Annotated in this window: 25 protein-coding genes; 14 read left to right on the top strand and 11 right to left on the bottom strand. The window is 72.0% G+C overall.

Annotation, left to right across the window (positions count from 1 at the left end; translation table 11 throughout):
- Window positions 1-55: 55 nt before the first annotated feature.
- The 4 genes from OHT61_RS26915 to OHT61_RS26900 all read left to right on the top strand — a co-directional run bounded on the left by OHT61_RS26915 (window position 56) and on the right by OHT61_RS26900 (window position 6,428).
- A complete protein-coding gene (locus tag OHT61_RS26915; RefSeq protein ID WP_329041759.1) occupies window positions 56-703 on the top strand; it encodes a phosphatidylserine decarboxylase in 648 nt (215 codons plus the stop codon).
- Window positions 690-1,541, top strand: a complete 852-nt coding sequence (gene pssA / locus OHT61_RS26910; RefSeq protein WP_329041757.1) for a CDP-diacylglycerol--serine O-phosphatidyltransferase — start codon at window positions 690-692, stop codon at window positions 1,539-1,541. The genes OHT61_RS26915 and pssA overlap by 14 nt, the downstream gene beginning before the upstream one ends.
- A 153-nt stretch (window positions 1,542-1,694) precedes the next feature.
- Window positions 1,695-3,830 (top strand): SpoIIE family protein phosphatase, encoded by a 2,136-nt coding sequence (locus OHT61_RS26905; RefSeq protein ID WP_329041755.1) that lies wholly within the window; start codon window positions 1,695-1,697, stop codon window positions 3,828-3,830.
- 231 nt (window positions 3,831-4,061) lie between these two features.
- The gene (locus OHT61_RS26900) at window positions 4,062-6,428 is read left to right on the top strand and encodes a discoidin domain-containing protein (protein WP_329041754.1); all 2,367 of its coding nucleotides are present in this window, start codon (window positions 4,062-4,064) and stop codon (window positions 6,426-6,428) included.
- 69 nt (window positions 6,429-6,497) lie between these two features.
- On the opposite strand, the gene OHT61_RS26895 is transcribed toward OHT61_RS26900, so the two are convergent.
- Genes OHT61_RS26895 through OHT61_RS26875 form a run of 5 tightly spaced genes read right to left on the bottom strand, consistent with a single transcriptional unit; the run spans window position 6,498 to window position 11,334 of the window.
- Entirely contained in the window at window positions 6,498-7,757 is a 1,260-nt protein-coding gene (locus OHT61_RS26895) for an ABC transporter substrate-binding protein (RefSeq protein ID WP_329041753.1), read from the bottom strand.
- Window positions 7,754-8,884, bottom strand: coding sequence for a branched-chain amino acid ABC transporter permease (locus OHT61_RS26890; RefSeq protein WP_329041751.1), 1,131 nt, complete (start codon window positions 8,882-8,884; stop codon window positions 7,754-7,756). Before OHT61_RS26890 ends, OHT61_RS26895 begins: the two co-directional genes overlap by 4 nt.
- Window positions 8,877-9,767, bottom strand: coding sequence for a branched-chain amino acid ABC transporter permease (locus tag OHT61_RS26885; RefSeq protein ID WP_329041750.1), 891 nt, complete (start codon window positions 9,765-9,767; stop codon window positions 8,877-8,879). Before OHT61_RS26885 ends, OHT61_RS26890 begins: the two co-directional genes overlap by 8 nt.
- A complete protein-coding gene (locus tag OHT61_RS26880) occupies window positions 9,764-10,540 on the bottom strand; it encodes an ABC transporter ATP-binding protein (RefSeq protein ID WP_329041749.1) in 777 nt (258 codons plus the stop codon). Before OHT61_RS26880 ends, OHT61_RS26885 begins: the two co-directional genes overlap by 4 nt.
- Window positions 10,537-11,334, bottom strand: coding sequence for an ABC transporter ATP-binding protein (locus OHT61_RS26875; RefSeq protein WP_329041747.1), 798 nt, complete (start codon window positions 11,332-11,334; stop codon window positions 10,537-10,539). Before OHT61_RS26875 ends, OHT61_RS26880 begins: the two co-directional genes overlap by 4 nt.
- A gap of 184 nt (window positions 11,335-11,518) precedes the next feature.
- On the opposite strand from OHT61_RS26875, the gene OHT61_RS26870 reads away from it, so the two are divergent.
- Window positions 11,519-12,268, top strand: a complete 750-nt coding sequence (locus OHT61_RS26870) for a PucR family transcriptional regulator (RefSeq protein WP_329041745.1) — start codon at window positions 11,519-11,521, stop codon at window positions 12,266-12,268.
- A 154-nt stretch (window positions 12,269-12,422) separates the two neighbouring features.
- Here OHT61_RS26870 and OHT61_RS26865 read toward each other — a convergent pair whose 3' ends face one another.
- Window positions 12,423-13,538: a glycerate kinase gene (locus tag OHT61_RS26865; RefSeq protein ID WP_329041744.1), complete on the bottom strand. Its 1,116-nt coding sequence runs from the start codon at window positions 13,536-13,538 to the stop codon at window positions 12,423-12,425.
- Between the two features lie 89 nt (window positions 13,539-13,627).
- On the opposite strand from OHT61_RS26865, the gene OHT61_RS26860 reads away from it, so the two are divergent.
- Window positions 13,628-14,164, top strand: a complete 537-nt coding sequence (locus OHT61_RS26860; protein ID WP_443049544.1) for an NUDIX domain-containing protein — start codon at window positions 13,628-13,630, stop codon at window positions 14,162-14,164.
- Between the two features lie 87 nt (window positions 14,165-14,251).
- Here the strand turns inward: OHT61_RS26860 and OHT61_RS26855 are convergent, their stop codons facing one another.
- Window positions 14,252-14,452, bottom strand: coding sequence for a type II toxin-antitoxin system VapB family antitoxin (locus tag OHT61_RS26855; protein ID WP_329041742.1), 201 nt, complete (start codon window positions 14,450-14,452; stop codon window positions 14,252-14,254).
- A gap of 78 nt (window positions 14,453-14,530) precedes the next feature.
- Here OHT61_RS26855 and OHT61_RS26850 point away from each other — a divergent pair, with 78 nt between their 5' ends.
- Complete coding sequence (locus OHT61_RS26850) at window positions 14,531-15,265, top strand: SIR2 family NAD-dependent protein deacylase (RefSeq protein ID WP_329041741.1); 735 nt, start codon at window positions 14,531-14,533, stop codon at window positions 15,263-15,265.
- Between the two features lie 90 nt (window positions 15,266-15,355).
- Here the strand turns inward: OHT61_RS26850 and OHT61_RS26845 are convergent, their stop codons facing one another.
- Window positions 15,356-15,757, bottom strand: coding sequence for a (2Fe-2S) ferredoxin domain-containing protein (locus OHT61_RS26845; RefSeq protein ID WP_329041740.1), 402 nt, complete (start codon window positions 15,755-15,757; stop codon window positions 15,356-15,358).
- 315 nt (window positions 15,758-16,072) lie between these two features.
- Between OHT61_RS26845 and OHT61_RS26840 the strand changes: the two genes are divergently transcribed.
- Window positions 16,073-16,654, top strand: coding sequence for a TMEM165/GDT1 family protein (locus OHT61_RS26840; RefSeq protein ID WP_329041739.1), 582 nt, complete (start codon window positions 16,073-16,075; stop codon window positions 16,652-16,654).
- A 145-nt stretch (window positions 16,655-16,799) separates the two neighbouring features.
- Here the strand turns inward: OHT61_RS26840 and OHT61_RS26835 are convergent, their stop codons facing one another.
- Both OHT61_RS26835 and OHT61_RS26830 read right to left on the bottom strand, forming a co-directional pair.
- Window positions 16,800-17,318, bottom strand: coding sequence for a methylated-DNA--[protein]-cysteine S-methyltransferase (locus tag OHT61_RS26835; RefSeq protein WP_329041738.1), 519 nt, complete (start codon window positions 17,316-17,318; stop codon window positions 16,800-16,802).
- A 42-nt stretch (window positions 17,319-17,360) separates the two neighbouring features.
- The gene (locus OHT61_RS26830) at window positions 17,361-18,902 is read right to left on the bottom strand and encodes an AlkA N-terminal domain-containing protein (RefSeq protein WP_329041736.1); all 1,542 of its coding nucleotides are present in this window, start codon (window positions 18,900-18,902) and stop codon (window positions 17,361-17,363) included.
- A 260-nt stretch (window positions 18,903-19,162) separates the two neighbouring features.
- On the opposite strand from OHT61_RS26830, the gene OHT61_RS26825 reads away from it, so the two are divergent.
- Together OHT61_RS26825 and OHT61_RS26820 are read left to right on the top strand one after the other, a co-directional pair.
- The gene (locus OHT61_RS26825; RefSeq protein ID WP_329041735.1) at window positions 19,163-20,485 is read left to right on the top strand and encodes an ammonium transporter; all 1,323 of its coding nucleotides are present in this window, start codon (window positions 19,163-19,165) and stop codon (window positions 20,483-20,485) included.
- Window positions 20,482-20,820: a P-II family nitrogen regulator gene (locus OHT61_RS26820; protein ID WP_329041734.1), complete on the top strand. Its 339-nt coding sequence runs from the start codon at window positions 20,482-20,484 to the stop codon at window positions 20,818-20,820. Before OHT61_RS26825 ends, OHT61_RS26820 begins: the two co-directional genes overlap by 4 nt.
- A 96-nt stretch (window positions 20,821-20,916) precedes the next feature.
- Here the strand turns inward: OHT61_RS26820 and OHT61_RS26815 are convergent, their stop codons facing one another.
- Window positions 20,917-21,426: a cupin domain-containing protein gene (locus OHT61_RS26815; protein WP_329041733.1), complete on the bottom strand. Its 510-nt coding sequence runs from the start codon at window positions 21,424-21,426 to the stop codon at window positions 20,917-20,919.
- Between the two features lie 141 nt (window positions 21,427-21,567).
- Here OHT61_RS26815 and OHT61_RS26810 point away from each other — a divergent pair, with 141 nt between their 5' ends.
- From OHT61_RS26810 to OHT61_RS26795, 4 genes are all read left to right on the top strand, one after another.
- Window positions 21,568-22,002 carry an RrF2 family transcriptional regulator gene (locus OHT61_RS26810; protein WP_329041732.1) on the top strand — a complete coding sequence of 145 codons (435 nt, stop codon included), beginning with the start codon at window positions 21,568-21,570 and terminating at the stop codon, window positions 22,000-22,002.
- Entirely contained in the window at window positions 21,999-22,916 is a 918-nt protein-coding gene (locus OHT61_RS26805; protein ID WP_443049543.1) for a DsbA family oxidoreductase, read from the top strand. The genes OHT61_RS26810 and OHT61_RS26805 overlap by 4 nt, the downstream gene beginning before the upstream one ends.
- Before the next feature lie 476 nt (window positions 22,917-23,392).
- Window positions 23,393-24,961 carry an ABC transporter substrate-binding protein gene (locus OHT61_RS26800; RefSeq protein WP_329041730.1) on the top strand — a complete coding sequence of 523 codons (1,569 nt, stop codon included), beginning with the start codon at window positions 23,393-23,395 and terminating at the stop codon, window positions 24,959-24,961.
- Window positions 24,962-24,993: 32 nt separating this feature from the next.
- Entirely contained in the window at window positions 24,994-26,022 is a 1,029-nt protein-coding gene (locus OHT61_RS26795) for an ABC transporter permease (protein ID WP_329041729.1), read from the top strand.
- Window position 26,023 lies beyond the last annotated feature (1 nt).

Genomic DNA, 26,023 nt, shown 5'->3' with positions numbered 1-26,023 from the left:
GAAAGCCGCCGTCCCCCCGTTGCCAGCGCGGCATCATCCGCTACGAAGGTCATCCATGCCCGACAGTCAGAACTCTGCATCCCGCGGCGGGGTCCGCCTCGCCCGCGGAGCATCGCCGTGGCTCCTCCCGACCGTCGCAACCGCGGCGCTCAGCCTCGCCCGGGCCCGCCGGTCCGGGCGCTGGGCGGCCGTGGCCGTGCCCACCACCGCGCTCGCGGCGGGCATGCTGTGGTTCTTCCGCGACCCCGAGCGCGAGATCACCCAGGGCCGCGTCATCTCGCCGGCCGACGGCGTGGTGCAGAGCATCATGCCGTGGAAGGACGGGCGCACCCGCGTCGCGATCTTCATGAGCCCGCTGAACGTCCACGTGAACCGGGCCCCCCTGGCCGGCACCGTGACCTCGGTCGAACACATCCCTGGCGGGTTCGTTCCGGCGTTCAACAAGGAGAGCGAGAACAACGAACGCGTTGTCTGGCACTTCGACACCGAGCTCGGCGACATCGAGATGGTGCAGATCGCGGGAGCGGTCGCCCGTCGCATCGTCCCCTACATCCCGCAGGGTACGAAGGTGGAGCAGGGCGAACGCATCGGTCTGATCCGCTTCGGCTCGCGCGTCGACATCTACCTTCCGGAAGGTGTCGAGGTCGCGGTCGAGGTCGGCCAGGCCACGACCGCGGGGGTGACTCGAATTGACCGTAGTTGATCCTGAGACGCAGGCCGGCTGGGTTCCGGAGGCCGAGGAGGAGGACGCCGAGGACATGCCGCTCTCGATGCGGCTGTCGATAGCGGACACCCTCACGCTCGGTAACGCCACGTGCGGGTTCATGGCGGTGTACTTCACCACCACGGGAATCCTCATCCCGCACCTCACCGGCAGTGACGAGTCGGGCATGGCCCGGCACTCCGCAGCCACCGCCGTGATCCTCATGCTCATGGCGGCGGTGTTCGACCTCTTCGACGGGCTCGTGGCACGCAAGCTGCGGTCCTCGCCGATGGGCGCGGAGCTGGACAACCTCTCCGACCTGATCAGCTTCGGCCTCGCACCGGCGTACTTCGTGCTGGTGTACGGCATGGTCGCCGACGACGCGCACCAGCGCGTGTCGGCGCTCGCGGCGATCGTGGTGCTGCTGGCCGTGGTGCTCAGGCTCGCCAGATTCTCCTGCGTGACCTTGAAGGACGGCATGTTCCAGGGCATGCCGAGCCCCTTCGGAGCGCTGACGGTCGTCTCGATCGTGCTCCTGGAGCTGCCCTTCGTGCCGACGCTGCTCGCCATCGTCGGCGTGGCGTGGCTGATGGTCAGCAGGGTCGAGTACCCCAAGCCGCGGGGTGTCCTCGCGGTGGCCATGCTGAGCTGGATCGTCTCCGCGATGGGGCTCCTCGCCGCCTGGGCGTTCGACGCCCCGGGTGGCCAGCTGCTCCTGCAGACCGGCTGTGCGCTCCAGGTCGTCCTGGGGGCGGTGATCCCGCTCTTCGCCACGGCGCGGCGGGTGAACACCTTCCGTGACAACAGGCGTGAGGCGCGGGCGGCCCAGCTCCCGTAACCTCCTGTGCCCGTGTGAGAGGGCCCGGATGCTCCCCGGCATCCGGGCCCTTTCGCGTGCCCGGGCCGCCCGCGTGCCCGCCGGCTCACCGTCCGCGCACACCGTGAGCGGCAGCGGGTGCGGGGCCGCTTCTCCCGGGGGACGCTGGAGAACGTGCACGACCACGCGGCACCTGTCGCCGCCACCGATCCGGGTACGGAGCTGCTGGACGGCGCCGTGGCCCGTGTCGTGCGCGAGTCCGGCGCCTCGGTGGCCATGCTGTACCTGCTGCCGAGGAACGGCACGACGCTGCACCTGACGGTCCTGGCCGGGGCGCCGGCTCAGCTCGCCGCCCTGTGGACCAGGGTCCCGCTGTCCGCGCCCATGCCGGTGGCCGACGCCGTACGCCTGCGTTGTCCGATCTGGCTGGGCAGCCAGGAGGAGCTGGCCCGACGCTATCCGCGTACCGCTCTCGTCCTGCCGTACCGCTTCGCCCTCTGCGCCGCCCCGGTCCGTACCGGCGCCTCCGACCGGGGCGGGGTGGTCCTGCTGTGGCCCGGATCCCACTCGCCGGAGCTGTCGTCCGACGAGCGCCGGGCCTTCCTCGCGGGCTGCCACTCCATCGGGATGCTCCTGCAGCAGGCCGAGAGCAGAGGCTCCCCGGTTCTTCCCGGCGCCCAGCCGCGGGTGCTGCCCCGACCGGAACCGGTGCCGCCCGGGCCGGCCGAAGCCCTTGGCGCCGCGGAGTTCGTCCAGCGGCTCCCCGGAGGAAGCTGCGCGCTGGCCATGGACGGTTCGATCACCTTCCTCAACGACGCCGCCTCCGCCCTGCTGGGGGCCAGGGCCGAGGACGTGCTGGGGACCCTGCCCTGGGTGTCGCTCCCCTGGCTGAACAATCCGGCCGTCGAGGACCACTACCGGGCTGCCGTCATCGGCCGTCAGCAGACGTCCTTCACCGTGCTGCGGCCCCCGGACCGATGGCTGACCTTTCACCTCTTCCCGGACAACACCGGCATCAGCGTCCGCATCATCCCCACCACGGAGCCGGGGCCCACGGACGATCCGACACCCCCGCTGCCCCCGATCTCGACCGTCCCCACCCGGGCCGGTGCGCTGTACCACCTGATGCATCTGGCAGCGACCCTCACCGAGGCGGTCGCCACCAAGGACGTGATCGAGCTGGCCGGCGACCAGCTGATGCCCGCCTTCCGGATCCAGACCCTCGTGGTGATGACGTCGGCGGAGGGCAGGCTGCGGGTGGAGGGCAGCCTGGGCAGCCGGCCCGCGCTCATGGACCGCTTCGACGGTGCACCCCTCACCTCGGGGACACCGGCCGCGCATGTGCTGACGACGGGCAGCCCCGACTTCTACGCGAGCTTCGACGACCTGCGGCGCGCCTATCCGTCCGCGGATCTGCGCCACGCCGTCGCGGCCTGCGCCTTCCTTCCGCTGGTCGTCTCCGGGCGGCCCATCGGCTCGCTGGTCCTCGCGTACGACCGGCCCCATCACTTCGGGGACGAGGAACGCGCCCTGCTGACCTCGATCGCCGGGCTGGTGGCCCAGGCCCTCGACCGGGCACGCCTCTACGACGCCAAGGACCGGCTGGCGCACAGTCTGCAGGCCCACCTCCTGCCGCAGACCCTCCCCGCCGTCCCCGGACTGGACGTCGCTGCCCGCTACCTCCCGTCCACCCGCGGCATGGGGATCGGCGGTGACTTCTACGACCTGATCCGGCTCGACGAGAACACCGTCGCCGCCGCGATCGGCGACGTACAGGGGCACAACGAGAACGCCGCCGCGCTCATGGGGCAGGTCCGCACCGCCGTGCACGCCTCGGCGGGGGCGCCGCCCGACGAGGTACTGGCGCGCACGAACCGGCTGGTCATGGACCTGGACCCCGGGCTGTTCACCAGCTGTCTCTACGTCCACCTCGATCTGGCCGGGCGGCGCGCGGTGCTGGCCACCGCCGGCCACCCGCCACCGCTGCTGCGGCAGCCGGACGGCCAGACCGAGGCCCTGCGTCTGCCGCCGGGCATCCTGCTGGGCATCGACCCCGCGGCCCGCTATCCCACGGCGGAGGTGCCCCTGCCGCTGGGCGCGGCCCTCGCCCTGTTCACGGACGGACTCGTGGAGGCCCCGGGAGTGGACCTCGACGACGCCACCTCGGACCTGGCCGAGCACTTCGCCCTCGCCCTGGACCAGGACATGGACTCCGTCGCGGACACACTCGTGCGCTACGCGCGCGGGGCCACGCCGGGCACCGACGACATCGCGCTGCTGCTCATCAACGCACTGCGGGACGAGAGCTGACGACGGCTCCCGCCGCTCGCCCGGAACGACGCCGCACGACCGTCGATGGACATGACAACCTCCCTTCCCGAGCATGTGTGCCCGTGCTCCCCGCTCAGTATTCCCGTACGCGAGTCACTTATTTGAGCGATGAAGACGAAATCTTGCGCAGCACCGTGGACTTCTTTACTGCGGCTCTCCTAGCCTGTGGGGCGTCCGAAGAGCCCGTCGAGCCGCAAGGACGTCCCACACGTGACCCCACCACTCCCAGGACCGCGTCTGTTCAGACGCTCCCTGTCCGCCTCCCTCTCCGTCGCACTCGCCGCCGCGGGCACCGCCGCCGCGGTCGTGCTGGCCGGCGCTCCCCCCGCCCAGGCCGCAGCCGTACCCGCCCCGTCGCCCGTCGGGATATCCGGTCGCGGCGCCACCGTCCCGTTCAAGGAACAGGAAGCCGAGTACGCCGCCACCAACGGCTCCCTGATCGGCCCGAACCGTCTGTACGGCACGCTGCCGTCCGAGGCGTCGGGCCGCCAGGCCGTCACGCTCGACGCCGCGGGCGAGTACGTCGAGTTCACGCTCACCGCACCGGCGAACGCGATGACGTTCCGCTATTCGCTGCCGGACAACGCGGCGGGGACGGGCCGGGACGCCTCCCTCGACCTGCGGATCAACGGCTCCTCGCTGAAGAGCGTCCCGGTGACGTCGAAGTACGGCTGGTACTACGGGGGTTACCCCTTCAACAACAACCCCGGTGACACCAACCCGCACCACTTCTACGACGAGACACGGACCATGTTCGGGTCGACCCTGGCCGCCGGCACGAAGGTCAGGCTCCAGGTCACCTCCACCGCGGCGTCGCCGACGTTCACCATCGACCTGGCGGACTTCGAGCAGGTCGCGGCACCGATCGGCAAGCCTTCGGGGGCGCTGGACGTGGTGAGCGACTTCGGGGCCGACCCGTCGGGCGCCGCGGACTCCACCGCGAAGATCCAGGCTGCGGTCGACGCGGGCCGCACCCAGGGCAAGGAGGTGTACATCCCGCAGGGCACCTTCAAGGTGCAGGACCACATCGTCGTCGACAAGGTGACCCTGCGCGGGGCGGGCCCCTGGTACAGCGTGCTGACCGGCCGTCACCCCACGGACCGCAGCAAGGCGGTCGGCGTCTACGGCAAGTACGCGGCGCAGGGCGGCAGCAGCAACGTCAGCCTCAAGGACTTCGCCATCATCGGCGACATCCGTGAGCGCGAGGACAACGACCAGGTCAACGCCATCGGCGGGGCCATGTCCAACTCGGTCGTCGACAACGTCTGGATGCAGCACACCAAGTGCGGCGCCTGGATGGACGGCCCGATGGACAACTTCACCATCAGGAACAGCCGGATCCTGGACCAGACCGCCGACGGCGTGAACTTCCACTACGGCGTCACGAACTCCACGGTGACCAACACCTTCGTCCGCAACACCGGTGACGACGGTCTGGCCATGTGGGCGGAGAACGTCCCGAACGTGAAGAACAAGTTCACGTTCAACACCGTGATCCTGCCGATCCTCGCGAACAACATCGTCACGTACGGCGGCAAGGACATCACGATCTCCGACAACGTCATGTCGGACACCATCACCAACGGTGGCGGGCTGCACATCGCCAACCGGTACCCGGGCGTCAACTCGGGCCAGGGCACGGCGGTGTCCGGCACGCACACCGCGGCCCGCAACACCCTGATCCGCACCGGGAACAACGACTACAACTGGCGCTTCGGCGTCGGCGCGATCTGGTTCAGCGGACTCAACGAGCCGATCAACAACGCGACCATCAACATCACCGACAGCGAGGTCCTGGACAGCTCCTACGCCGCGATCCACCTGATCGAGGGCGCCAGCAACGGGCTGCACTTCGACAACATCAAGATCGACGGCGCCGGTACCTACGCCCTCCAGATCCAGGCTCCGGGCACGGCGTCCTTCAACAAGGTCGTCGCCACCCACATCGCCCAGTCCAACCCGATCCACAACTGTGTCGGCAGCGGCTTCCAGATCACCCAGGGCACCGGCAACTCGGGCTGGTACGCCAACCCGCCCGCCTGCACGGGTGTCTGGCCCGACCCGGTGTGGACCAACGGCGGGGTTCCCGGCGGCGGCAACCCCACGGACCCGACCGATCCGACCGATCCCACGGACCCGACGGACCCGCCCGAGGAGACGGGCAACCTCGCCCAGGGCCGCCCGATCACCGAGACGAGCCACGCCGACGTGTACGGCGCGGGCAACGCGGTCGACGGCAACACCAACAGCTACTGGGAGAGCCGCAACAACGCCTTCCCGCAGTCCGTCACCGTGGACCTCGGAGCCGCCAAGGCGGTCAAGCGACTGGTCCTGAAGCTGCCCCCGGCCTCCGCCTGGGGGACGCGCACCCAGACCATCGGGGTCACGGGCAGCACAGACAACTCCACGTACAACTCATTGAAGGCGGCGACGGGTTACACCTTCAACCCGGCGAGCGGCAACACGGCGACGGTGAGCCTCACCGGCACGCCGGTCCGTTACCTGCGGCTGACGTTCACCGCCAACACGGGCTGGCCCGCCGGTCAGCTCTCGGAACTGGAGGCCTACACCTCCTGACCGCACACCTCCCCACAGCACACGGACGGGCCCGGCCGAGGAGGCCGGGCCCGTCGCCGTGCGGGGAGGTCAGGACGCGGGTGTGAACGACTCGGCCGCCGCCGACACCTCGGCCGGGCGGACCACCTTGAGACCGCCGGGCGTCTTGGCGTCGGGCTTCATGACGACGGTCTCGCGGGTGGACGGCGCCGACGGGTCGGTGAAGTCGTGCGAGATGCCGAAGTCCGCGCCGAAGTCCTTGATGGTGAGCAGGGCCTTGTCGACACCCTCGCGGGTCAGGTCCTTGGACGCGCAGGCCTTCTTCAGCGCCTCCCCGAAGACGGTCGCGGCGTTGTAGCCGGCGATGACGCCGTTGTCGAGGCCGTCCTTCGGGTACGCGGCGCCGTACGCCGCGGCGAGCTTCGCCGGGCCTGCGCCCGCGTCGCCGATGGGCAGGGTGGAGGCGCCGATGTAGTAGTCCTTCTGCAGCGCGGCACCCGCCTGGGTCGCCAGGAGCTGCGGGGCGTACGCCGAGTTGTTGCCGACGACGGGGACGTCGAACCCTGTCGCCGCCGCGACACCGACCAGTGAGGCCGCCTGGCGCGGTCCCGCACTGATCACGACCGCCTTCACACCGGCCTGCTTGAGCGCGGAGACCTGGGCGGTCATGTCGTTGTCGGTCGGCTTGATCTTCTGCTCGACGACCGTGAGGCCCGCCTCCTTCGCCGCGTGCTTGGAGCCGGCCAGGGCGTTCTCGCCGTAGTCGCCCTCGAAGTACACGTGGCCGATCTTGTCGCCCTTGGCGATGCGCTTCTCGGCGAGCAGGAAGTCGACCAGGTTGATCGTCTCCACGTCGTACGTCGCCCCGATGACGCGGACGTACTTGGATCCGACCAGGCTCGCCGACCAGGCCTGCGGCAGCACGATGCCCTTGTCCTGGCCGTCGATCCGCGACTCGACGGCGGCGACGAACGGGGAGCCGATGAACTGGGTGAAGCCCAGCACCTCCGGTTCCAGCTCGGTGTAGGCACCGATCGCCTTCTGCGGGTCGTACCCGTGGTCGCGCACGGTCAGTTCGATCTGCCGCTCGCAGATGCCGCCTGCCTTGTTGGTCTCCTTCACCCAGAGCTGCTGGGCCTGGGTGACGCTCTTGCCGAGCGAGGCGTACACCCCGGTCATGTCGGTGAGGGCGCCGAGGGTGATCTTGGAGTCGGTGACCCCTTCCCCGGTCTTCACACCGCCCTTGTCCGCGGCTCCGTCGTCCGACGGCTTCGCCTTCCCGCTGCATCCCGCGAGGGCGAGGGTGAGGGTGAGAGCCGCGACGACGGCTCCGGTGACACGTGGCTTCATTTCTTCTTCTCCCCTGGATTCTTCAGACGCGCAATGCCGCCGGGCAGGAACAGGACGACCGCGACGACCGCGGCGCCGTAGAGATAGCGGGACGCCTCACCCGGTGCGATTCCGCCCGTACCCGGGGCGGACACCAGGGGCAGGGAGTCGCTGTAGTGGGTGAGCACCTGAGGGAGCAGCGACACGAACGCGGCGCCGATGACGGCTCCCGCGACGCTGCCCAGCCCGCCGATGACGATCATGGCGAGGTATTCGAGGGACAGGATCATGCCGAAGTACTCCGGCACGGTCCGCTGGAAGACCAGCGCGAGCAGGACGCCCGCGAGGCCCGCGTACATGGAGGACAGGACGAACACGCCGGCCCGGTAGCGCGCCACCGGGACACCCATCACACCGGCGGCGATCCGGTGGTCCCTGATGGCGTTGAGCGCCCGGCCGGGCCGGCCGCGGAGCACCCCGCGGGCGAAGAGCCCGCCGGCGAGCAGTGCGGCCAGACCGAGGTACCAGAGCTTCTCCGACGACTGGAAGGGCACCGCCGCGACGACGACCTCGGCGTCGTCGAAGGTGAACCCGAACAGCGAGAGCGGCGGCACGGGGCGTCCGTTGAAGCCCCCGGTGAGCGAGTCCGCGTTGAACAGCACGTGCTGGCCTATGAAGATCAGCGCCAGCGTGGCGATACCGAGGTACGCGCCGCTGAGGCGTCCCGCGATGGGGCTGAACAGTCCTCCCGCGGCGCCCGCCAGGAGCACGGCGAGGATCGCCGCGAGCCAGGTGGGCAGCCCGAGTCCGGTGAGGACGTGACCGTTCTCCGTACTGCTCTCCCCCGCGAGGACGCAGTAGCCGTAGGCGCCCACCGCGAGGAAGAAGGCGTGTCCCATGGAGAGTTGTCCGGTCGAGCCGGTGAGCAGGTTGAGGCCGATGGCCCCGATCGCGGCGGCCATGGCGAACAGTCCGGCCTGGAGCCAGAACCGGTCCAGGTAGAACGGGACCAGGAGGAGCACGACCGAGCCGGCGAGCCACAGGTAGGGGGCGGGCCGGCGCAGCCGCCCCGCGAGCGGGGTGCCGGCGACGGGCGGTGCGACGCCCGAGGGTGCGGGTGCGGTGGCGTCCTTGGTGGCATCAGACACGGGACAGCTCCTTCGTGCCGAAGAGTCCCGCCGGCCGGACGAGCAGGACGACCACCATCACCAGGTACGGCGCGAGATCGCCGATGCCGCGGCCGAGGAAGGACAGGTCGCTCTGGTAGCCGGTGGCGAGTGATTCGGTGACTCCGACGACGAGCCCTCCCACGAGGGCGCCGGTCGTCGAGTCGAGGCCCCCGAGGATCGCGGCGGGGAACGCCTTGAGCGCGGCGAGCGAGGTGGCCCGTTCGAGGCCGGGTGTCGGGAACACCGTGAGGAACAGCGCGGCGACGGCGGCGAGGGCGCCCGCAACCGCCCACGCGGAGAGGGAGACCCGGCCGAGCCGGATGCCCATCAGCGCGGCCGTCTGCGGGTTCTCGGCCGCGGCCCGCATGGAGACGCCCCAGGTGGTGAAGCGGAAGGCCAGCAGGAACACCGTGATGAGCAGTCCGGCGACGAGGAAGGCCGCGATGCGGGTCTCGGCCAGGGTGACGCCGCCGATGGTGACGACGTCGTCGCCCCAGGGGTCGCCCAGCGCCATCACGTCCGTCCCCATGCGCCGGGTGAGTTCCGTGGTCAGGAGGATGTCGACGCCGATGGTGACGATCGCCAGGACGCTCTGGTCGCTCCCCCGGTAGCGGCGCATCACGAGGAACTCGACGGCCGACCCGACGACGGCCGCGCCCGCGATGCCGACGCCGAGCGCGGGCCAGAACCCGATGTCGTCGTGGAGGACCGCGGTGACGTAGCCGCCCGCCAGCAGCAGCGAGGCGTGGGCGAAGTTGACGACCTCGGTCGCCTTGAAGATGACGACGAAGCCCAGGGCGATCAGCGCGTACACCGAGCCGATGGACAGGCCGCCGAGGAGGAGTTCGATGAAGGTGGTCATTCCTGTGCCCCCAGGTAGGCCTGCACGACGGCCGGGTCGTTCTGCACCTCGGCGGGCGTGCCCCCCGCGATCCTGCGTCCGAAGTCGAGTACGGTCACCGCGTCCGCGAGCCGCATCACCACCCCCATGTCGTGTTCGACCATGACGATCGAGATGCCGAGGCTGTCGCGTACGCCCGCGACGACGGCCGCGGTGCGCCGCCGCTCGTCCGCGGTCATGCCGGCGATCGGCTCGTCCAGGAGCAGGACCTCGGGTTCCATGCACAGGGCGCGGCCGAGCTCGACGAGCTTCTGCTTGCCGTACGGGAGCGCCCCGGCGGGGCGGTCGAGTTCCTTCTCCAGGCCGATGAACCCGGCGATCTCCCGCACCCGTTCGAGGTGCCGGTGCGCCTCACGGGTCGCGGAGGGCAGCCGCAGCCCGGTCGCCAGGAAGCCGGCCCGGGTCAGCCGGTGGCGGCCGAGCATGAGGCTGTCGGCGACGGTGGCGTGCGGGGGCAGGGCGATGTTCTGGAAGGTGCGGGCGACGCCGAGTCCGGCGATCGTGTGCGGTGCGAGGCCGGTGAGTTCGGTGGAGCCCAGGTGCACACTGCCCGAGGTGGCGCGGTAGACGCCCGACAGCACGTTGAAGGTGGTGGACTTGCCCGCACCGTTGGGTCCGATCACGGCGTGCACGCTGCCCGGTTCGACGGTGAAGGACACCGCGTCGAGGGCGGTGAGCCCGGCGAAGCGCACGGTCACGTCCCGCACGGTGAGCGGGGCCGGAGCGGTCGTCACGCGGACCACCTGCTCAGGGTGCGGGCGGTGTCGGCGGCCTGTGCGGCGTCCTCGGCGGCCGTCTCGTCGACGACGCCGAGGTAGCGGCGGCGCACCTCGTCGGAGGCGGCGAGTTCGCCGGCCGGGCCGCTCAGCGCGACCTCGCCGACGTCCAGGACGTAGGCGGTGGAGGCCAGGCGCAGGGCGATGGCCGCGTTCTGCTCGACGAGCATGACGGAGGTACCGGCCGCGTTGATCTCCTGGACCGTCTCGGCGATCCTCGCCGCCATCAGCGGGGCGAGGCCGAGGGACGGTTCGTCGAGCAGCAGCAGGCGCGGCCCGGCCATCAGGGCGCGGCCCATCGCCAGCATCTGCTGCTCCCCACCGGACAGCAGCCCGGCGCGCTGGTGCGCGCGGTCGGCGAGCACGGGGAACAGTTCGTGTACGCGCTTCAGGGCCGCGGCCGTCGTGCGCCGCCCGCCCTTCGCCCCGAGTGCGCCCGCCCGCAGGTTGTCGGCCACCGTCATCCGGGCGAACACCTGCCGGCCCTCCGGGACCTGGACCACTCCCGCCGCCACCACCTGGGCGGGGCGGAGCCCTTCCAGGGGGCGGCCGTCGAAGCGGATGGTGCCCGTGCCCGTGCCGCGGTGGAAGCCGAGGGTCCGCGATACGGCCCGCAGCAGTGTGGTCTTCCCGGCGCCGTTGCCGCCGAGTACCGCGGTGATCGCGCCGGCCGGCACGTCGACGGAGACGTCGCGCAGTGCCCGTACCGGGCCGTAGCCCACGGACAGTCCGCGGATCTCGAGCGTTGCCATGCGTCCTCCTCCTTCCGACTGGTCGTCGTGGTGCCACAGACCAGCAGCGGGCGAGCCGGGCGTCCACATTGCGGGGCGCTTCCGCTGCGCCCGACCAGTGAGGGAACGGCCCCGTTGTGCACGCGCACAGAGGCAGGGCGCGGGAGTGCCGCCCGCCGCGCGGCCGGTGGCATCCTCACCAGCCATGGGCGGCTCGGCCGCGGGACGGAGCGGGGACATGGGGCTGCGCGGCGACGAGCGGGGCCGGGCGCTGCTCGACGCCCTGCTGGAGGACCGGGCCGAACCCGGCCTCGCGGCGCGGGCGGCGACCGCGCTCGGCCTGCCGGAACTGGGGCGTTACGCCGTGGCCGTGTGGCCGGCGGGCGGTGGCACGGCTCCGGGCACCCGGCCGGACGTACACGGCCTGCGGGTCCTGCGGCGGAGGCGTGAGGAACGCGAGATCGCCGTCGTCGCCCTGGGCGACGGGGACACGGCCGGGCTCGCCGCGCTTCTGGGGCGGTGGTGCCCGGGGCCCGGGGGGATCGGGCCGGTGGCGGAGGGTCTGGCCGGACTGGGCGCCTCACGCCGGCTGGCCGAGGTGGCTCTGACGACGTGTCCGCCGGGCACGACCGGAATCGTACGGCTGGAGGAACGGCTGCCCGCGGCGCTGGTGGTGAGCCAGCCGGAGCTGTCCGACCGGCTGCTCACCGGCGTCTTCGGTCCGCTGCTGGCGCTGGACCCGGCGGACCGGGCCGTGCTGGTCGGGACCTTGGAGGCGTGGCTGGAGTGCGGGGGTTCCGCGGGGCGGGCGGCCGGGCGCCTGTACTGCCACCGCAACACCGTGCTCAACCGCCTGCGCAGGCTGGAGCGCCTGACCTCCCGGTCGCTGTCGCGCCCGCGCGAACTGACCGAGGTGACGCTCGCGCTCGACGCGTTCACCCTGACGCGGCGGTGACGAGACGCGTCACACCGACGCGGCCGTGACCCGGTGCTTCACACCGAAGCGGCGGTGACTCGACGCGTTGGCCCTGACGCGGCCGTGACCAGATGTTTCATGCCGGCGCGGCCGTGAGGGGAGCCCGGGAAGGGGATCCCCTCACGGTGCCGCGTCAGGACAGGAAGTCGCGGGCGATCGCCTCGGCCGCGCGTTCCAGCAGCGGGCCGGCCTGCGCCATGCAGACGGCCGGGTCGGGCTCCAGGTCCGTCAGCGCGTAGGCCCGCCGGATACCGGCCCCGTCGAGCGCTTCCTGCGGCAGGGCGAGCCGTCCGCACACGGCGACGACCTCCACGCCGGCCTCGCGTGCCGCGGCGGCGACGCCCGCCGGAGCCTTGCCGTGGAGGGTCTGCTCGTCCAGCGAACCCTCCCCGGTGACGACGAGCGTGGCCTCGGCCAGCGCGGGGGCGAAGCCGAGGACGTCGAGCATGACCTCGATGCCGGGGCGGAAGCGGGCGCCGAGCGCGACGAGCGCGCCGTAGCCGATGCCTCCCGCCGCGCCCGCTCCGGGCAGTCCGGCGTGCTCGGGTCCCAGGACGGACGCGTAATGGGCCAGCGCCGCGTCGAGGACCGCGATGTCGTCCTCGGTGGCGCCCTTCTGCCGCCCGTAGACCTCGGGGGCGCCCTTCGGTCCGGTCAGCGGGTTGTCCACGTCGCTGGCCAGGATCAGGTCGACACCGGCGAGCCGGGGATCGAGCCCCGACAGGTCGGCCTCGGCGAGTCCCGCGAGTCCACCGCCACCCGGGCCGACGGGCTCGCCCTCCTTGTCCAGGAAGCGCGCGCCGAGCGCGGCGAGCATGCCCGCGCCGCCGTCGGTCGTGGCGCTTCCCCCGACGCCGAACACGATCGTCCTGGCGCCCGCGTCGAGCGCGGCGGCGAGGAGTTCGCCCGAGCCGTACGTCGTCGCCGTGAGCGGGGCGAACTCCCCCTCGGGGAGGTGCTGGAGGCCCGAGGCCTCGGCCATCTCCACCACGGCGGTGCTGCCGCGCACCGCGTACGCCGCGGTGACCGGGGTCCCCAGCGGCCCCGTGACCCGCGCCTCGCGGCGCTCGAAACCGGCGGCCACGGCCGCCGCGACCGTACCGTCGCCGCCGTCCGCGACGGGCAGGGTCTCCACCCGCACGCCGGGAACGACGCGCCGCAGTCCGGCCGTCACCCGCTCGGCGACCTGCACCGCCGTGAGCGAGCCCTTGAACTTGTCCGCCGCCACGAGCACGTGGGCGGTCTCCATCGCTGCTCCGTCCGTCACCATGTATCCCTTTGCATTCGAACAGGCAGTCGCGCCGCTCCGACCTTATCCGCACCACCCCTGATCTGCCCATGCCCGTCCAAAACCACCGTCCGGGCACCTACGCTGCCCCTGTGACTCTCTCCGACTACGCCACGTACATCGCCGGCCTGCCTCGCGTGCTCGCGGGAGCCGCGGCCCTCCTCAGGGACGAGGAGGGACGGCTCCTGATCGTCGAGCCGAACTACCGGGAGGGCTGGACGCTGCCGGGCGGCACGGTCGAGTCCGACGAGGGCGAGACGCCCCGGCAGGCGGCGCGGCGGGAGACGGCGGAGGAGATCGGGCTCGACATCGCGCCGGGGAGGCTCCTGGCGGTCGACTGGGCACGCGCCGGGGGCCGTCCGCCGATCGTCGCCTACCTGTACGACGGCGGCGTCCTGGGCAGGGAGCGGTTCGACGCGATCGAGCTCCAGGAGGCCGAACTGCTGTCCTGGCGGCTCGTGGACCGCGGCGAACTTCCCCGCTTCCTGCCCGACCGGCTCCTGCAGCGTGTCCTCGTCGCCCTGGAGGTGCTCGACGACGGCGCCGGGACGGCGGAACTGGAGGACGGCGTACGGGTCCCGTCCTGAGAGCGGCGCGCTCGGACGAGCCCGACCCTGTGCCGCACCGGCGCGCGGCCGGAGAGGGTGGTCACCACCGTGCGGTGAGCCGCGCGGTCAGCCCTGCGGCTCCTGCGGCCGCTGCACGGTCTCGCGCAGCGCGTCGTCGCGGGCGGCGATCCGGGCCTCGGTCCGGTGTCCGCGCGCGATGTAGTCCCGCACGACGAGTTCGACCGCGTCCTGCGCGCTGCCGACTCCGGCGAGCACCATCGCCTCCACGACGAGTTCCGCGTCGAGATGTACGGTCACCTTGGCCATGGGCGGCAATCTAGCAGCGCCTCGGCACCGGAATAATGTGATCGCGGGTATCCGGGGCGGTGCGTACGCTCGGGCCCCATGACTCTCGTCGCGATCCTCAGCGGCGCCGGCATCTCCACGGACTCCGGCATTCCCGACTACCGCGGGCCGCAGGGCCTTTGGCGGAAGGACCCGGAGGCGGAGAAGCTCGTCACCTACGCCCCCTACATGTCCGACCCGGAGATCCGCCGCCGCTCCTGGCAGATGCGCCGCGCGGGTGCGGCCGTGGGCGCCGAACCGAACGCCGCACACCGCGCCGTGGCCGCGCTCGAACGCTCGGGCACGCCGGTCCGGGTGATCACCCAGAACATCGACGGCCTGCACCAGCGGGCCGGTCTGTCCGCCCGCAAGGTCGTCGAACTCCACGGCACGGTGCACCGGGTGGTGTGCACGCGGTGTCACGCCGGGTCGCCCATGGCGGACGCCCTGAGCCGGGTCGAGGCGGGCGAGGCCGATCCGCCGTGCACGGTCTGCGGCGGGATCCTGAAGCCGGCGACGGTGATGTTCGGTGAACGCCTCGATCCCCAGGTGCTCTCGGACGCCATGGCGATCACCAAGGCGAGCCAGGTGTTCATCGCGGTGGGCACGTCACTCCAGGTGCAGCCCGCGGCCTCGCTGGCGGGGATCGCGGTGGAGCACGGGGCGCGGCTCGTCGTGGTGAACGCGGAACCGACGCCGTACGACGAACTGGCCGAGGAGATCGTGCGCGAGCCCATCGGGACCGCCCTGCCCGCCCTGCTCGAACGGCTGTCGGCGGAGCACGGAGCGGGCTGAGGCGGGCGGGCGCGGCGCCGCCCCTGCGGTCCGGGCGCGCTGCGACCCGGTCAGCCGCCCGGGCCCGTCCGTACGGTGCCTGCGCTCCGCTCAGTCGTCCAGGCCCGCCCGGACCCGGCGCGACGGGCTGAAGGCGTACAGGTCGAGGATCTCCGGCGCCTCCGCGACGCCGGGTCCGCCGGCGCCCGCCCAGACGGCGATGTCGTCAACGGCCCGGGGGTCGTTGACGAGCCCGAACCAGACCGGACGGCCACCCGCCAGCCGGCCCTCGGCCGAGGGCTGCACCACGATGACGTTGCCGTGCTCGCAGGCGTCCAGGCACTTCACGGCACGCACGGTGGCCGCGCCGCCGACGCCCTCGCGCAGGCGCGCGAGCTGACCGGCGTGGTCCACGCCGGGGATCTTCGCCGTGCCGCAGCAGCAGCCCCGGCACACGCTGACGGTGGGCTTCGACGGGCCCGTACCGGCCGGCTTGCGGGGGCGGCGGGTCATGCGGGGACGCTCCGGATGTCTTCGGCGATGATCACCGCAGGACTGTACCGGCCCGCGTTCCCGCAGCTCGGATGGGGTAGTGTTGACGGCTGCGAAGGGGAGTAGCCCCGCAAACCGGTCGTCGACACACTGGAGCCTTCGGGTTCCCGGTGGCCGGGCTCGTAGATGCTTACGGGTGGGCGAGACCTTCGGTCAGGTATGACACGCCCGCGCCCTGCGGGCGCTGCGGTCATGCCGGGCCGAGTGGTCCTCCGAAAAGCCCGTACGGCACTTCGCGGAAGACCCGGGCCCGGCTCTCACAGAAAGCCACCCGGAATGCATCTCGACCTCCTGGCGATCGTCACCGCCTTCGGGCTGATCTTCCTCGCGGAGCTCCCCGACAAGACGATGTTCGCGTCGCTGGCCATGGGCACACGCATGCGTCCCCTCTACGTCTGGTTCGGCACCTCGTCCGCCTTCATCGTGCACGTCGCCATCGCGGTGGGCGCGGGCGGGCTGATCGGCCTGCTCCCCGACTGGGTCGTCAGGCTGGTCTCGGCGGTCCTCTTCGCCTTCGGCGCCTTCATGCTGCTGCGCGGCAGCGGTGGCGACGAGGAGGACGAGGAGATCAAGACGGTCACCGGCTTCTGGCCCGTCTACTCGACGGCGTTCATGGCGGTGTTCATCAGTGAGTGGGGCGACCTGACGCAGATCACGACGGCGAACCTGGCCGCGAGCAACGGGGCCTGGTCCACGGCCATCGGCTCGGCCGCCGCCCTCATGTCGGTGTCGGCGCTGGCGCTGCTGGCCGGCCGCTTCATCGCCAAGCGGGTCCCGCTGAAGACGGTGCAGCGCATCGGCGGTGTGTGCATGCTCGGGCTGGCGATCTGGTCGGTGGTCGAGATCTTCACCGGCTGAGCGGCTGCGAGGACCGGGGCGGGTGGGCCGCACCGAGCGGGAGGCCCGGCGGGAGCGGCCCGGCGGCGCGGGAGGCCTGGCGGGAGCGGCGGTGCGGGGGCCGCGCGTCACGCCGGCCGCCCGCCCGCCCGGCCCGCCTGCGGGCTCAGAAGAGCACCGGTGCCTCGGTCTCCGCGCCCCTCTCGAAGGCCAGCAGCCGCTGCTTGCGTTCCAGCCCGCCGCCGTACCCCGTGAGGCTCCCCGAGGCGCCGATGACCCGGTGGCAGGGGACGATGATCCCGACCGGGTTCTTCCCGTTGGCCAGGCCCACCGCGCGGGACGCGCCGGGCTTGCCCAGGATGTCGGCCAGTTCGCCGTACGAGCGGGTCTCGCCGTACGGAATCCGTGCGAGCTCGGCCCACACGCTGCGCTGGAACGGGGTTCCCTCCAGTCGGAGCGGCAGGTCGAACTCCGTCAGTTCGCCCGCGAAATAGGCCTCCAGCTGGGCGATCGCCTCCCCGAAGGACCGGGGGTCCGGCAGGCCGAAGGTCTCCTCGGACGGGCGGTGCCGCTGTCCGGTCATGTAGAGGCCGCAGAGCGTCCCGTCCGTGGCGACCAGGGTGAGCGCCCCGTAGGGGCTGTCGACGACGGTGTGCGCCCGTGTCGTCGTGGATGCGGTGATCATGGGTTCGTCCTCACGGTGGTCATGGGTTCGTCCTCACGGCGGTCACGAGTTCGTCCTTGCGCCGGTCACAGGTTCCGCCCGCGCGGCGGTCACGGGTCGCTCCTCCCGCTCCCGGGCGGGCAGGTGGTTGATCGGGTGGTCGTCGACGGTCCACAGGTACTGCACGGCGTACGCGCGCCAGGGGCGCCACCGGGCGGCGCGGGCGGTGAGGGCCGCCGGGGTCGAGGGCAGGCCGAGGCGGGCGGCGGACCTGCGGATGCCGAGGTCGGTGGGGAGGAAGGCGTCCGGGTCCCCGAGGGCACGCATGGCGATCACCTCGACCGTCCAGGGACCGAACCCCGGGAGCGCGGTCAGCTCCGCCCTGGCCCTGTCCCAGTCGGTGCCCTCCCCCAGGTGCAGTGACCCGTCCGCGAGCGCCCGCACGAGGGTGGTGAGCGTGGTGCGGCGGCTGCGCGGCAGGGCGAGCGCCTCGGGGTCGAGTCCGGCGAGCGCGTCGGCGGCCGGGAAGAGGTGGGTCAGCCCGCCTTCGGGGTCGTCGACCGGCACCCCGTGGGCGCGGACCAGTCTGGCCGCGTGGGTCCGGGCCGCGGCCGTGGAGACCTGCTGGCCGAGCACCGCGCGTACGGCGAACTCCGCCGCGTCGACGGTGCGCGGCACCCGGCGGCCGGGAGCCGCGTCCACCAGTGGGGCGAGCAGCGGATCGGCACGCAGCTGGTCGTCCACGGCCACGGGATCGGCGTCCAGGTCGAGGAGGCGGCGGCACCGGCTGATGGCCTGGGCGAGATCGCGGGGGTCGGTGAGGGAAAGCCTGCACTCGATGTGCCCGGAGCGCGGGGTGAGCGCCACGATGCCGTGCCCGTGCGGGAGCGTGAGCGTGCGGCGGTAGGCACCGTCGCGCCATTCCTCGACCCCGGGCACGGCGGTCGCGGCCAGGTGGCCGAAGAGGTTGCTGGGGTTGAGCGGGGCGCGGTACGGCAGCCGGAGGGCGATGACGCCTGGGGTCCGGGGCTCGCTCACCCCGCGTCCGGCCCGGGCGCGCAGTTCGCCCGGGGCCAGCGCGAAGACCTCGCGGACGGTGTCGTTGAACGTACGGATGGATGAGAACCCGGCGGCGAAGGCGACCTCGGCCATCGGCAGCGCGGTCGTCTCGATGAGCACCCTGGCGGTCTGGGCACGCTGCGACCTGGCCAGCGCCAGCGGGCCCGCGCCGAGTTCGGCGAGGAGCTGGCGCTCGACCTGCCGGGTGGAGTAGCCGAGCCGTGAGGCGAGCCCGGTGACGCCCTCCCGGTCGACGACCCCGTCCTGGATGAGCCGCATGGCACGGGCCACGGAGTCGGCGCGGGCGTTCCACTCCGGGGAACCGGGACTGGTGTCGGGGCGGCAGCGCTTGCAGGCCCGGAAGCCGGCCTGCTGGCAGGCGGCGGCGCTGGGGTAGAAGGTCATGTTCCGGACCTTGGGCGGCACGACCGGGCAGCTGGGCCGGCAGTAGATGCGGGTGGTCAGGACGGCGGTGAAGAACCAGCCGTCGAATCGGGAGTCCTTCGACTGCACGGCTCGCACGCAGCGCTCGGTGTCGGTGTGCATGTATCCAGGATCGGGCACGGCGGACGCCGCGGCTGGCGGAAATGCGACATGAGCCTCACGCCGCGACCGGTGCGCGCAGGTCCGGCCGGCCTCGATCGCCCCTCCCGTACGGCACCTGAGCCCTGGGGTGTGTCCACCGTGAGGATTCGGTCACCTCGCCGCAATGAAACACGCCGGAAACCTGACGGCGTCCTCGGTGAAACGAGCGCCCGCGACCCTCTCAGGGCCGTCCCCCACGCCTCCCCGAGGAGGGAACCCTCTTGAATGCCGTGCCCCTGGCCTCGGCGGGCCTCGACACAGGCGACACCGCCTGGCTGCTCGCCGCCACCGCTCTCGTCCTGCTGATGACACCGGGCCTCGCCCTGTTCTACGGCGGGATGGTCCGCACGAAGAGCGTCCTCAACATGCTGATGATGAGCTTCGTGTCGATCGCGCTGGTCACCGTCGTCTGGCTGGTCGCCGGCTATTCACTGGCCTTCGGCGACGACGTGTTCGGCGGGCTCATCGGCGGTCTCGGGCAGGTGGGCCTGGCCGGCATCGGCCCCGACGACGTGACCGGCAGCGTACCCACCCTGCTGTTCACCACCTTCCAGCTCACCTTCGCGATCCTCACGGCGGCGTTGATCAGCGGGGCGGTCGCGGACCGCATGAGGTTCGGGGCGTGGCTGGTGTTCGTGCCGGTGTGGACGCTCCTCGTATACGTTCCCGTGGCCCACTGGGTGTGGGGGACGGGCGGATGGATCAGGGACTCGCTCGGCGCCCTGGACTTCGCCGGCGGCCTCGTCGTCGAGATCGCCTGCGGGGCGTCCGGCCTCGCCCTCGCCCTGGTGATCGGACCGCGCATCGGTTTCAAGAAGGACGCCATGCGGCCGCACAACCTGCCGATGGTGATGCTCGGCGCCGGCCTGCTGTGGTTCGGCTGGCTCGGCTTCAACGGGGGCTCGGCCCTCGGCGCCAACGGGCTGGCGGCCGCGTCGGTCCTCAACACCCTGGTCGCCGGGTGCACCGGCCTGCTCGGCTGGCTCTTCGTCGAGCAGCGGCGCGACGGCCATCCGACCACCTTCGGTGCGGCGTCCGGGGTCGTCGCCGGGCTGGTGGCCATCACACCCGCCTGCGGCACCGTCGGCGTCCTCGGCGCCGCCGCCGTGGGTCTCGTGGCCGGTGTGGTCTGCTCCTACGCGGTGGCGTGGAAGTTCCGTTACGACTACGACGACTCGCTGGACGTCGTCGGCGTGCACTTCGTCGGAGGCGTCGTCGGCACCCTCCTCGTCGGCCTGTTCGCGACGGCCGCGATGACCGGCGGCGCGGAGGGGCTGTTCTACGGCGGCGGGGCGGGCCAGCTCGCACGGCAGGCCGTGGCCGTCCTGGCGGTGGCCGCGTACACGTTCCTGGTGACGTACGGGATCGGCAGGGCGATCGACGCGGTCATGGGGGTGCGTGCCTCCGAGGACGACGAACTCACGGGCCTGGACCAGACGGTGCACGCGGAGAGCGCCTACGATCACGGCGGTCCCGGGCATGCCGCGTCGCTCGCTCCGGGCCACTCCGCACCCCTCTCCAGGAACAGGAGCACCGCCCCGTGAAGCTCATCACCGCGGTCGTGAAGCCGCACCGCCTCGACGAGGTCAAGACCGCCCTGCGGGATCTCGGAGTACACGGCATGACGGTCACCGAGGCCAGCGGTTACGGGCGCCAGCACGGTCACACCGAGGTGTACCGCGGAGCCGAGTACCGCGTGGACCTGGTGCCGAAGATCCGTATAGAGGTGCTCGTCGAGGACCCCGACGCGGAACCGGTCATGGACGCGGTGGTCCGTGCCGCGCGGACGGGCAGGATAGGTGACGGCAAGGTGTGGGCGCTGCCCGTCGAGACGGCGGTGCGGGTGCGCACGGGTGAGCGCGGTCCCGACGCACTGTGACCGCCGCCGGCCGCGCCGGCGAACTCCGGACGCGGGCAGGCGGGTTGGGAGTACCGCCCCCGCGCCGGAGCCGACCGAGGGGTGCGGAGCGGGGGGTCAGCGCGTCCCGTCGGGCGGGAGCGCGTAGAGGCCCGGCAGGTTGACCACGATCGCCTCCTGGGTGCTGCGCGCGATGACCACCACGGCCTCTTCCGCCGGGTCGGGGTTCTCCTCGCGGTGCGGCACGAACGGCGGGACGAAGATGTAGTCGCCGGGTGAGGTGCGCAGCCGGATCTCCTCCGGCTCGCCCCCCGAGTCGTCGACGAAGACGAACTCCGGGTGACCGCTGACCACATGGATGGCGGTCTCGGACTCGCCGTGATGGTGGTCCGAGGAGGCGGTCGAGGGTGCGACGTGGGTCTGCCCCATCCACAGCTTCTCGGAGCCGACGGTCCTCCCGCTGACGGCGCTGAATCTGCGCATACCGCCCGTCTGCGCCGTGTCGCCGTCGAGGGCGTCCGCACGGATGTGGTGCAGACGACTGCGCAGGGGCACCGCGGGGCTGCCGGGGGCGCCGTGGAGGTGAGGGTGGAACCCCTCGCCGGGGATGGTCGACGGCTCGCTCATGGCAGGGACGCTAGAGGCGCGGCGAAAAGGATGTCAAGAGGTGTCCTTTGTGCTTCACCTGCGGCAATGTTCCCGCAACGAATCGAGCCCGCCCGCCGGGCGAGCCTCGCCCGGCGTCCCGCTCCGGGGCATGATGGGCGCATGCATATCTCCGCGAAGGCGGACTACGCCACGCGCGCCCTTCTGGAGCTCGCGAGTGATCCCGGCCGTCCGCTCTCCTGCGAAGCCATCGCCTCTTCGCAGGACATTCCGTTCAGATTCCTCAAGTCCGTGGTGGGCGAGCTGCGCAAGGCCGGGCTGGTGCGCAGTCAGCGCGGCTGCGAGGGCGGTTACTGGCTCGGCAGGCCGGCCGACGAGATCCCGCTGCTGGACGTCGTGCGTGCCGTGGACGGTGAACTGATCACCCTCCGGGGTGAGTCGCTGGCGGGGCTCGACTACCCCGGGCCCGCCGCGGGCCTGCCGGGCGTCTGGCGCCAGGTCGAGTCGGACGCGGCGGCGGTCCTCGGCGGGCTGACGGTGGCCTCCCTGCTGCCCGCCGGGTCGGCCGCGCGACAGCCCGTACCCGGTGCCGCGTGACCGGCCACCCGGGCGAACCGCCCGTGCAGGTGGTGGAGTTCACCGATCCGATGTGCCCCTGGGCGTGGGGCTCGGAGCCGGTGTTCCGCAGGCTGCGTGCCGGACTCGGGGACCGGGCCGGATGGCGGCGGGTGTACGCGATCCTCTTCGACGACACGGACGACCCGGCGCCCGACCCGGCGGCCGAGACCGCCTGGTACGCGCGGCACGTCGAGGAGATCAGCTCCCATACGGGCGCTCCGCGGGCGCCCCGGCTGAGGCGCGTCGCGGCGAGCTCCTGGCCCTCCTCGCTGGTGGCCGCCGCCGCCGAACTCCAGGGGGAGGAGGTGGCGCGGCATGTACTGCGCCGGCTGCGGGAGAGCGTGTTCGTCCTGGGTGATCCCGCCGACACGACCGCACGCGCGACGGCGGCCGTACGGGGCGTCCCCGGGCTCGACGCGGAGCGGCTGCGGGCGGACGCGTCCTCGCCCGGGGTCCTGGAACGGGTCCGCGCCGACCGCGCGGAGGCACGCACACCGGTCCCCGAAGTCCTGTCCGTACGGGGCGGATCACCGCATCCCGGAGCCGCCAGGGAGACTCCCGACGGGGATCTGCGCTACGCGCTGCCGACGCTCCTGGTGCGTGCCCCGTCCGGGTACCGCGCGGTCCCCGGCTGGCGGCCGTACGAGGCGTACGCGGCGGCGTTCGAGGAACTGGTCCCCGGACTGCTGGAGACGGCGGCCCGGCTCTCTCCCGGCCGGGCGCTGGAGCATCACAGGAGCCTGACCGAGCCGGAGCGGCGGGAGTTGGCACCGGGCGCCTGGCCGCCCCCCGGAGCCGTGCCGGCCGGAAGTGCGAACGGTGTCCTCTGGCTGCATCCTGACGAGGCATCAGTGCACCCCGCGACGGCCGCGTCACCTCACGCAGGGCGCTGAGCTGCGGTTGAGCGCCGTCCCGCCCAATGAGACACCAAAGGGTGTCCATTGACAGGCGCGGAATCCCGGCGCCAGGATGAGCCCATGCTCACGACGCACCCCGGTGTGGTGTGCCGCTACGTGGACCTGCGGCGCACCTCCAGCGCACTCTGTCGCTGACCCCGCACCTGTCCTGTTCCGCAGGCACTGCCCGACCTCCGTCGGCAGCACCGGCCTCCAGCCGGTCCACCGATCCGTGCCTGCCCTCCGCGCCGGTCTCAGCTTCCCGTCGCGCCCTGTCGTCGCACCCCCGTACCGGTTCGCGAGTCTTCGACGCCCCGGACGGACCCTGCCCTGCCCGGCCATGCGCCCGCTTCCTCCGGCGCCCCTGCCCGCACGGGTGACGACGTCTCCGTGAGAGTGCCGTGCGCCTTCCCCCGCGGCCCTCCCGCTTCTCCCTGCCCTGTTCCGGGCCGGGACCCACGAGAGAGAACGCGATGTCCGCACGACACACGATCCGCCACCGACCGGACGACCGGTCGGCCCGCCGGGCGGGCGGCCTGAGGGCCGCCGCCCTCGGAACCGCCTTCGTCGCCCTGCTCATCCCGGCGCTCAGCGCCTGCGGCGGCGCCGCGTCCGCCTCCGGTGACGCGCGGCTGAAATGGGCCTCCTCCTACTTCCCCGCGCACTGGGACCCGGTGGTATCGGGCAGTGGCGCGCAGTTCCGCGAACTCGCTCTGGTGTACGCGTCGTTGACGCGCACCGACGAGGAGGGGAAGGCCGTCCCCGACCTGGCCGAGAGCTGGGAGTACAACGCCGAGGGCGACCGGATCACCTTCCACGTACGTCCCGGCCTGAAATTCAGCGACGGCGAGCCCGTCGACGCCACAGCGGTCAAGGCGGCCATCGAACGGGCGCAGAAGCAGAAGAACTCGGCGCTCTTCGGAGACCTCACGTCGATCGGCTCGGTGGAGGCGCACGGCCTCGACGCGACACTGAACCTCACTCAGGTCGACTACCAGATACCGCAGTTGCTCGGCGAGCGCGTCCTGCAGATCGCCAGTCCCAAGGCTTCGGCGGATCCCGCGAAGCTGGACCGCAACCCGGTCGGCGCGGGCCCGTTCGTCGTCGACCAGCTGGTCCCCGGCACCAAGGCCGTCCTGCGCAGGAACCCCGACTACTGGGACGCCGCGAACATCCACATCGACCACGTGGAGCTGGTCTCGGCACCCGACGCCTCGACCGTCGTCTCCGGTCTGCGGACCGGGGTCTACAACTTCGCCGACCTGGCCCCGAGCCAGGCCGACGCCGCCTCGGAGGCGGGGCTGGACGTCTTCTCCCAGCCCGGCTTCAACGCGTCGAACATCAGCCTCAACGTCAACAAGGCCCCGTTCGACGACGACAGGGTCGTCGACGCCCTCCGCCATGCCGTCGACCGCGAGGAGTTCGTCAAGAAGCTGACCTTCGGTCACGGCGAGACCACCGACCAGCCCTTCCCGAAGGGGTACGTCGCCTACGACGGCCGGTCCGAGGGGGCCTACCCCTACGATCCGGCGAAGTCGAGGAAGCTGCTCGCCGACGCGGGCCACTCCCCCGGTGACATCAAGCTGGACCTGGTCATCCCCGCCGAGGATCCGCAGGCCGAGATCGTCCAGTCCCAGCTGGCAGCCGTGGGCGTCAAGGTCACGATCAAGATCGACAAGAACTGGGCCACCCCGTTCTTCGCGAAGGACCTGGCCTTCTCCCTGTACTCGACGACGGGCCGGGACTCCGCGGTGCAGACCCTCACCGCCCACTTCGGCCCGAACGGCCCGCTGAACCTCAGCAGCCCGTACGAGCCGGACGGCTTCAAGGAGGCCGTGGCGAAGGTCCGCCGGACACCGCTGGACGCGCCCGGGTACGCCCGGACGCTCCAGGAGGCGACGCGGGCGGGCCTGCGGAGCAGGGCCCTCATCTTCACCTTCTCCTCGCCGAACCTGTTCGCCAAGAGCCCGTCGGTCTCCGGCCTGCCGAAGAACCCCGCCCACATCGACTGGACCGGCGTGAAGATCGCCGGCACCTCCTGACGATCCGTCCACCGCAGAGAGGAGGCAGCCTCATGACCACGACCCCACCACAGGTCACCGCCGAACGCCGTCGCCGGGCCGCCGGGAGCAGGACGCGGCACGCGGCGGGGCGGATCTCCGCCGCCCTCGGCCGGACGGTCGCGATCTTCGTACCGGTGTTCCTGGTGGCGACCTTCGTGACCTTCGCGCTCCGGTCGCTGAGCGGCCTCAGCCCGGCGCGGATCCAGCTGGGCGAGGACGCCACCCCGGAGGCGATCCAGCGCGTCGAGGCCCAGTGGGGGCTCGACAAGCCGTTCCTCACGCAGTACGGCGACTGGTTCGCGGACGTCCTGCGCGGACAGCTCGGGACCAGCTGGGTCAACGGCGCGGACATCTCGACGCTGATCGGGCTCGGCCTCGGGGTGAGCCTCTCGGTCGCGGCCCTCGCGCTGGTCATCGGAGTCGTCGCCGGATTCGTCCTGGGCACGGTGGCGGCCCTGCGCCGCACCACGGCCGTGGACCGGGCGATCACCGGGTTCGTCACCGTGATCTCGGTGATGCCGGCCTTCGTCGTGGGCATCGTGCTGGTCTCCGTCCTCGCGGTCGGACTCGGCCTCTTCCCCTCGGCCGGCTACATCCCGGCCGAGCAGGGATTCGGCCCGTGGCTCGCCCACATCACGCTCCCCGCGCTCGCTCTGAGCTTCGACGTCGTCGCCGACGTCGCACGCCAGCTGCGGTCCAGCCTCATCGCCGCGTACGGGGAGAACTACGTGACGGGCGCGGTGGTCCGGGGGCTGAGCCCCCGGCGGATCTTCTTCGGGCATGTCCTGCGCAACGGCCTCGGGCCGGCGCTCGCCACCGTCGGGCAGAAGTTCCCGGCGCTCGTCGGTGCCTCCGTGGTCACGGAGTGGATCTTCGGCCTGCAGGGCTTCGGCCGGTTCGCCAACGACTCCGCCCAGGCCGGCGACGTGCCCGCGGTGCAGGGGGTGCTCGTGGTGTCGATCGTGCTGGTCGTCTCCTTCAACCTGGTCATCAACCTGGTGCTGGCGCGCGTCATGCCGGCATCCCAGCGGGGGGTCTGAC

The organism is Streptomyces sp. NBC_00178 (assembly GCF_036206005.1).
Classification (GTDB): Bacteria; Actinomycetota; Actinomycetes; order Streptomycetales; family Streptomycetaceae; genus Streptomyces.
This window is presented reverse-complemented; position numbering and strand designations above follow the sequence as displayed.

Excerpts from the sequence above, each read along its gene's own strand:
- OHT61_RS26915 (WP_329041759.1), top strand. The coding sequence starts at position 56 with ATGCCCGACAGTCAGAACTCTGCATCCCGCGGCGGGGTCCGCCTCGCC.
- OHT61_RS26895 (WP_329041753.1), bottom strand. The coding sequence starts at position 7,757 with ATGAAGCCACGTGTCACCGGAGCCGTCGTCGCGGCTCTCACCCTCACC.
- OHT61_RS26885 (WP_329041750.1), bottom strand. The coding sequence starts at position 9,767 with ATGACCACCTTCATCGAACTCCTCCTCGGCGGCCTGTCCATCGGCTCG.
- OHT61_RS26875 (WP_329041747.1), bottom strand. The coding sequence starts at position 11,334 with ATGGCAACGCTCGAGATCCGCGGACTGTCCGTGGGCTACGGCCCGGTA.
- OHT61_RS26870 (WP_329041745.1), top strand. The coding sequence starts at position 11,519 with ATGGGCGGCTCGGCCGCGGGACGGAGCGGGGACATGGGGCTGCGCGGC.
- OHT61_RS26865 (WP_329041744.1), bottom strand. The coding sequence starts at position 13,538 with ATGGAGACCGCCCACGTGCTCGTGGCGGCGGACAAGTTCAAGGGCTCG.
- OHT61_RS26860 (WP_443049544.1), top strand. The coding sequence starts at position 13,628 with ATGCCCGTCCAAAACCACCGTCCGGGCACCTACGCTGCCCCTGTGACT.
- OHT61_RS26855 (WP_329041742.1), bottom strand. The coding sequence starts at position 14,452 with ATGGCCAAGGTGACCGTACATCTCGACGCGGAACTCGTCGTGGAGGCG.
- OHT61_RS26850 (WP_329041741.1), top strand. The coding sequence starts at position 14,531 with ATGACTCTCGTCGCGATCCTCAGCGGCGCCGGCATCTCCACGGACTCC.
- OHT61_RS26845 (WP_329041740.1), bottom strand. The coding sequence starts at position 15,757 with ATGACCCGCCGCCCCCGCAAGCCGGCCGGTACGGGCCCGTCGAAGCCC.
- OHT61_RS26840 (WP_329041739.1), top strand. The coding sequence starts at position 16,073 with ATGCATCTCGACCTCCTGGCGATCGTCACCGCCTTCGGGCTGATCTTC.
- OHT61_RS26835 (WP_329041738.1), bottom strand. The coding sequence starts at position 17,318 with ATGATCACCGCATCCACGACGACACGGGCGCACACCGTCGTCGACAGC.
- OHT61_RS26830 (WP_329041736.1), bottom strand. The coding sequence starts at position 18,902 with ATGCACACCGACACCGAGCGCTGCGTGCGAGCCGTGCAGTCGAAGGAC.
- OHT61_RS26815 (WP_329041733.1), bottom strand. The coding sequence starts at position 21,426 with ATGAGCGAGCCGTCGACCATCCCCGGCGAGGGGTTCCACCCTCACCTC.
- OHT61_RS26810 (WP_329041732.1), top strand. The coding sequence starts at position 21,568 with ATGCATATCTCCGCGAAGGCGGACTACGCCACGCGCGCCCTTCTGGAG.
- OHT61_RS26800 (WP_329041730.1), top strand. The coding sequence starts at position 23,393 with ATGTCCGCACGACACACGATCCGCCACCGACCGGACGACCGGTCGGCC.
- OHT61_RS26795 (WP_329041729.1), top strand. The coding sequence starts at position 24,994 with ATGACCACGACCCCACCACAGGTCACCGCCGAACGCCGTCGCCGGGCC.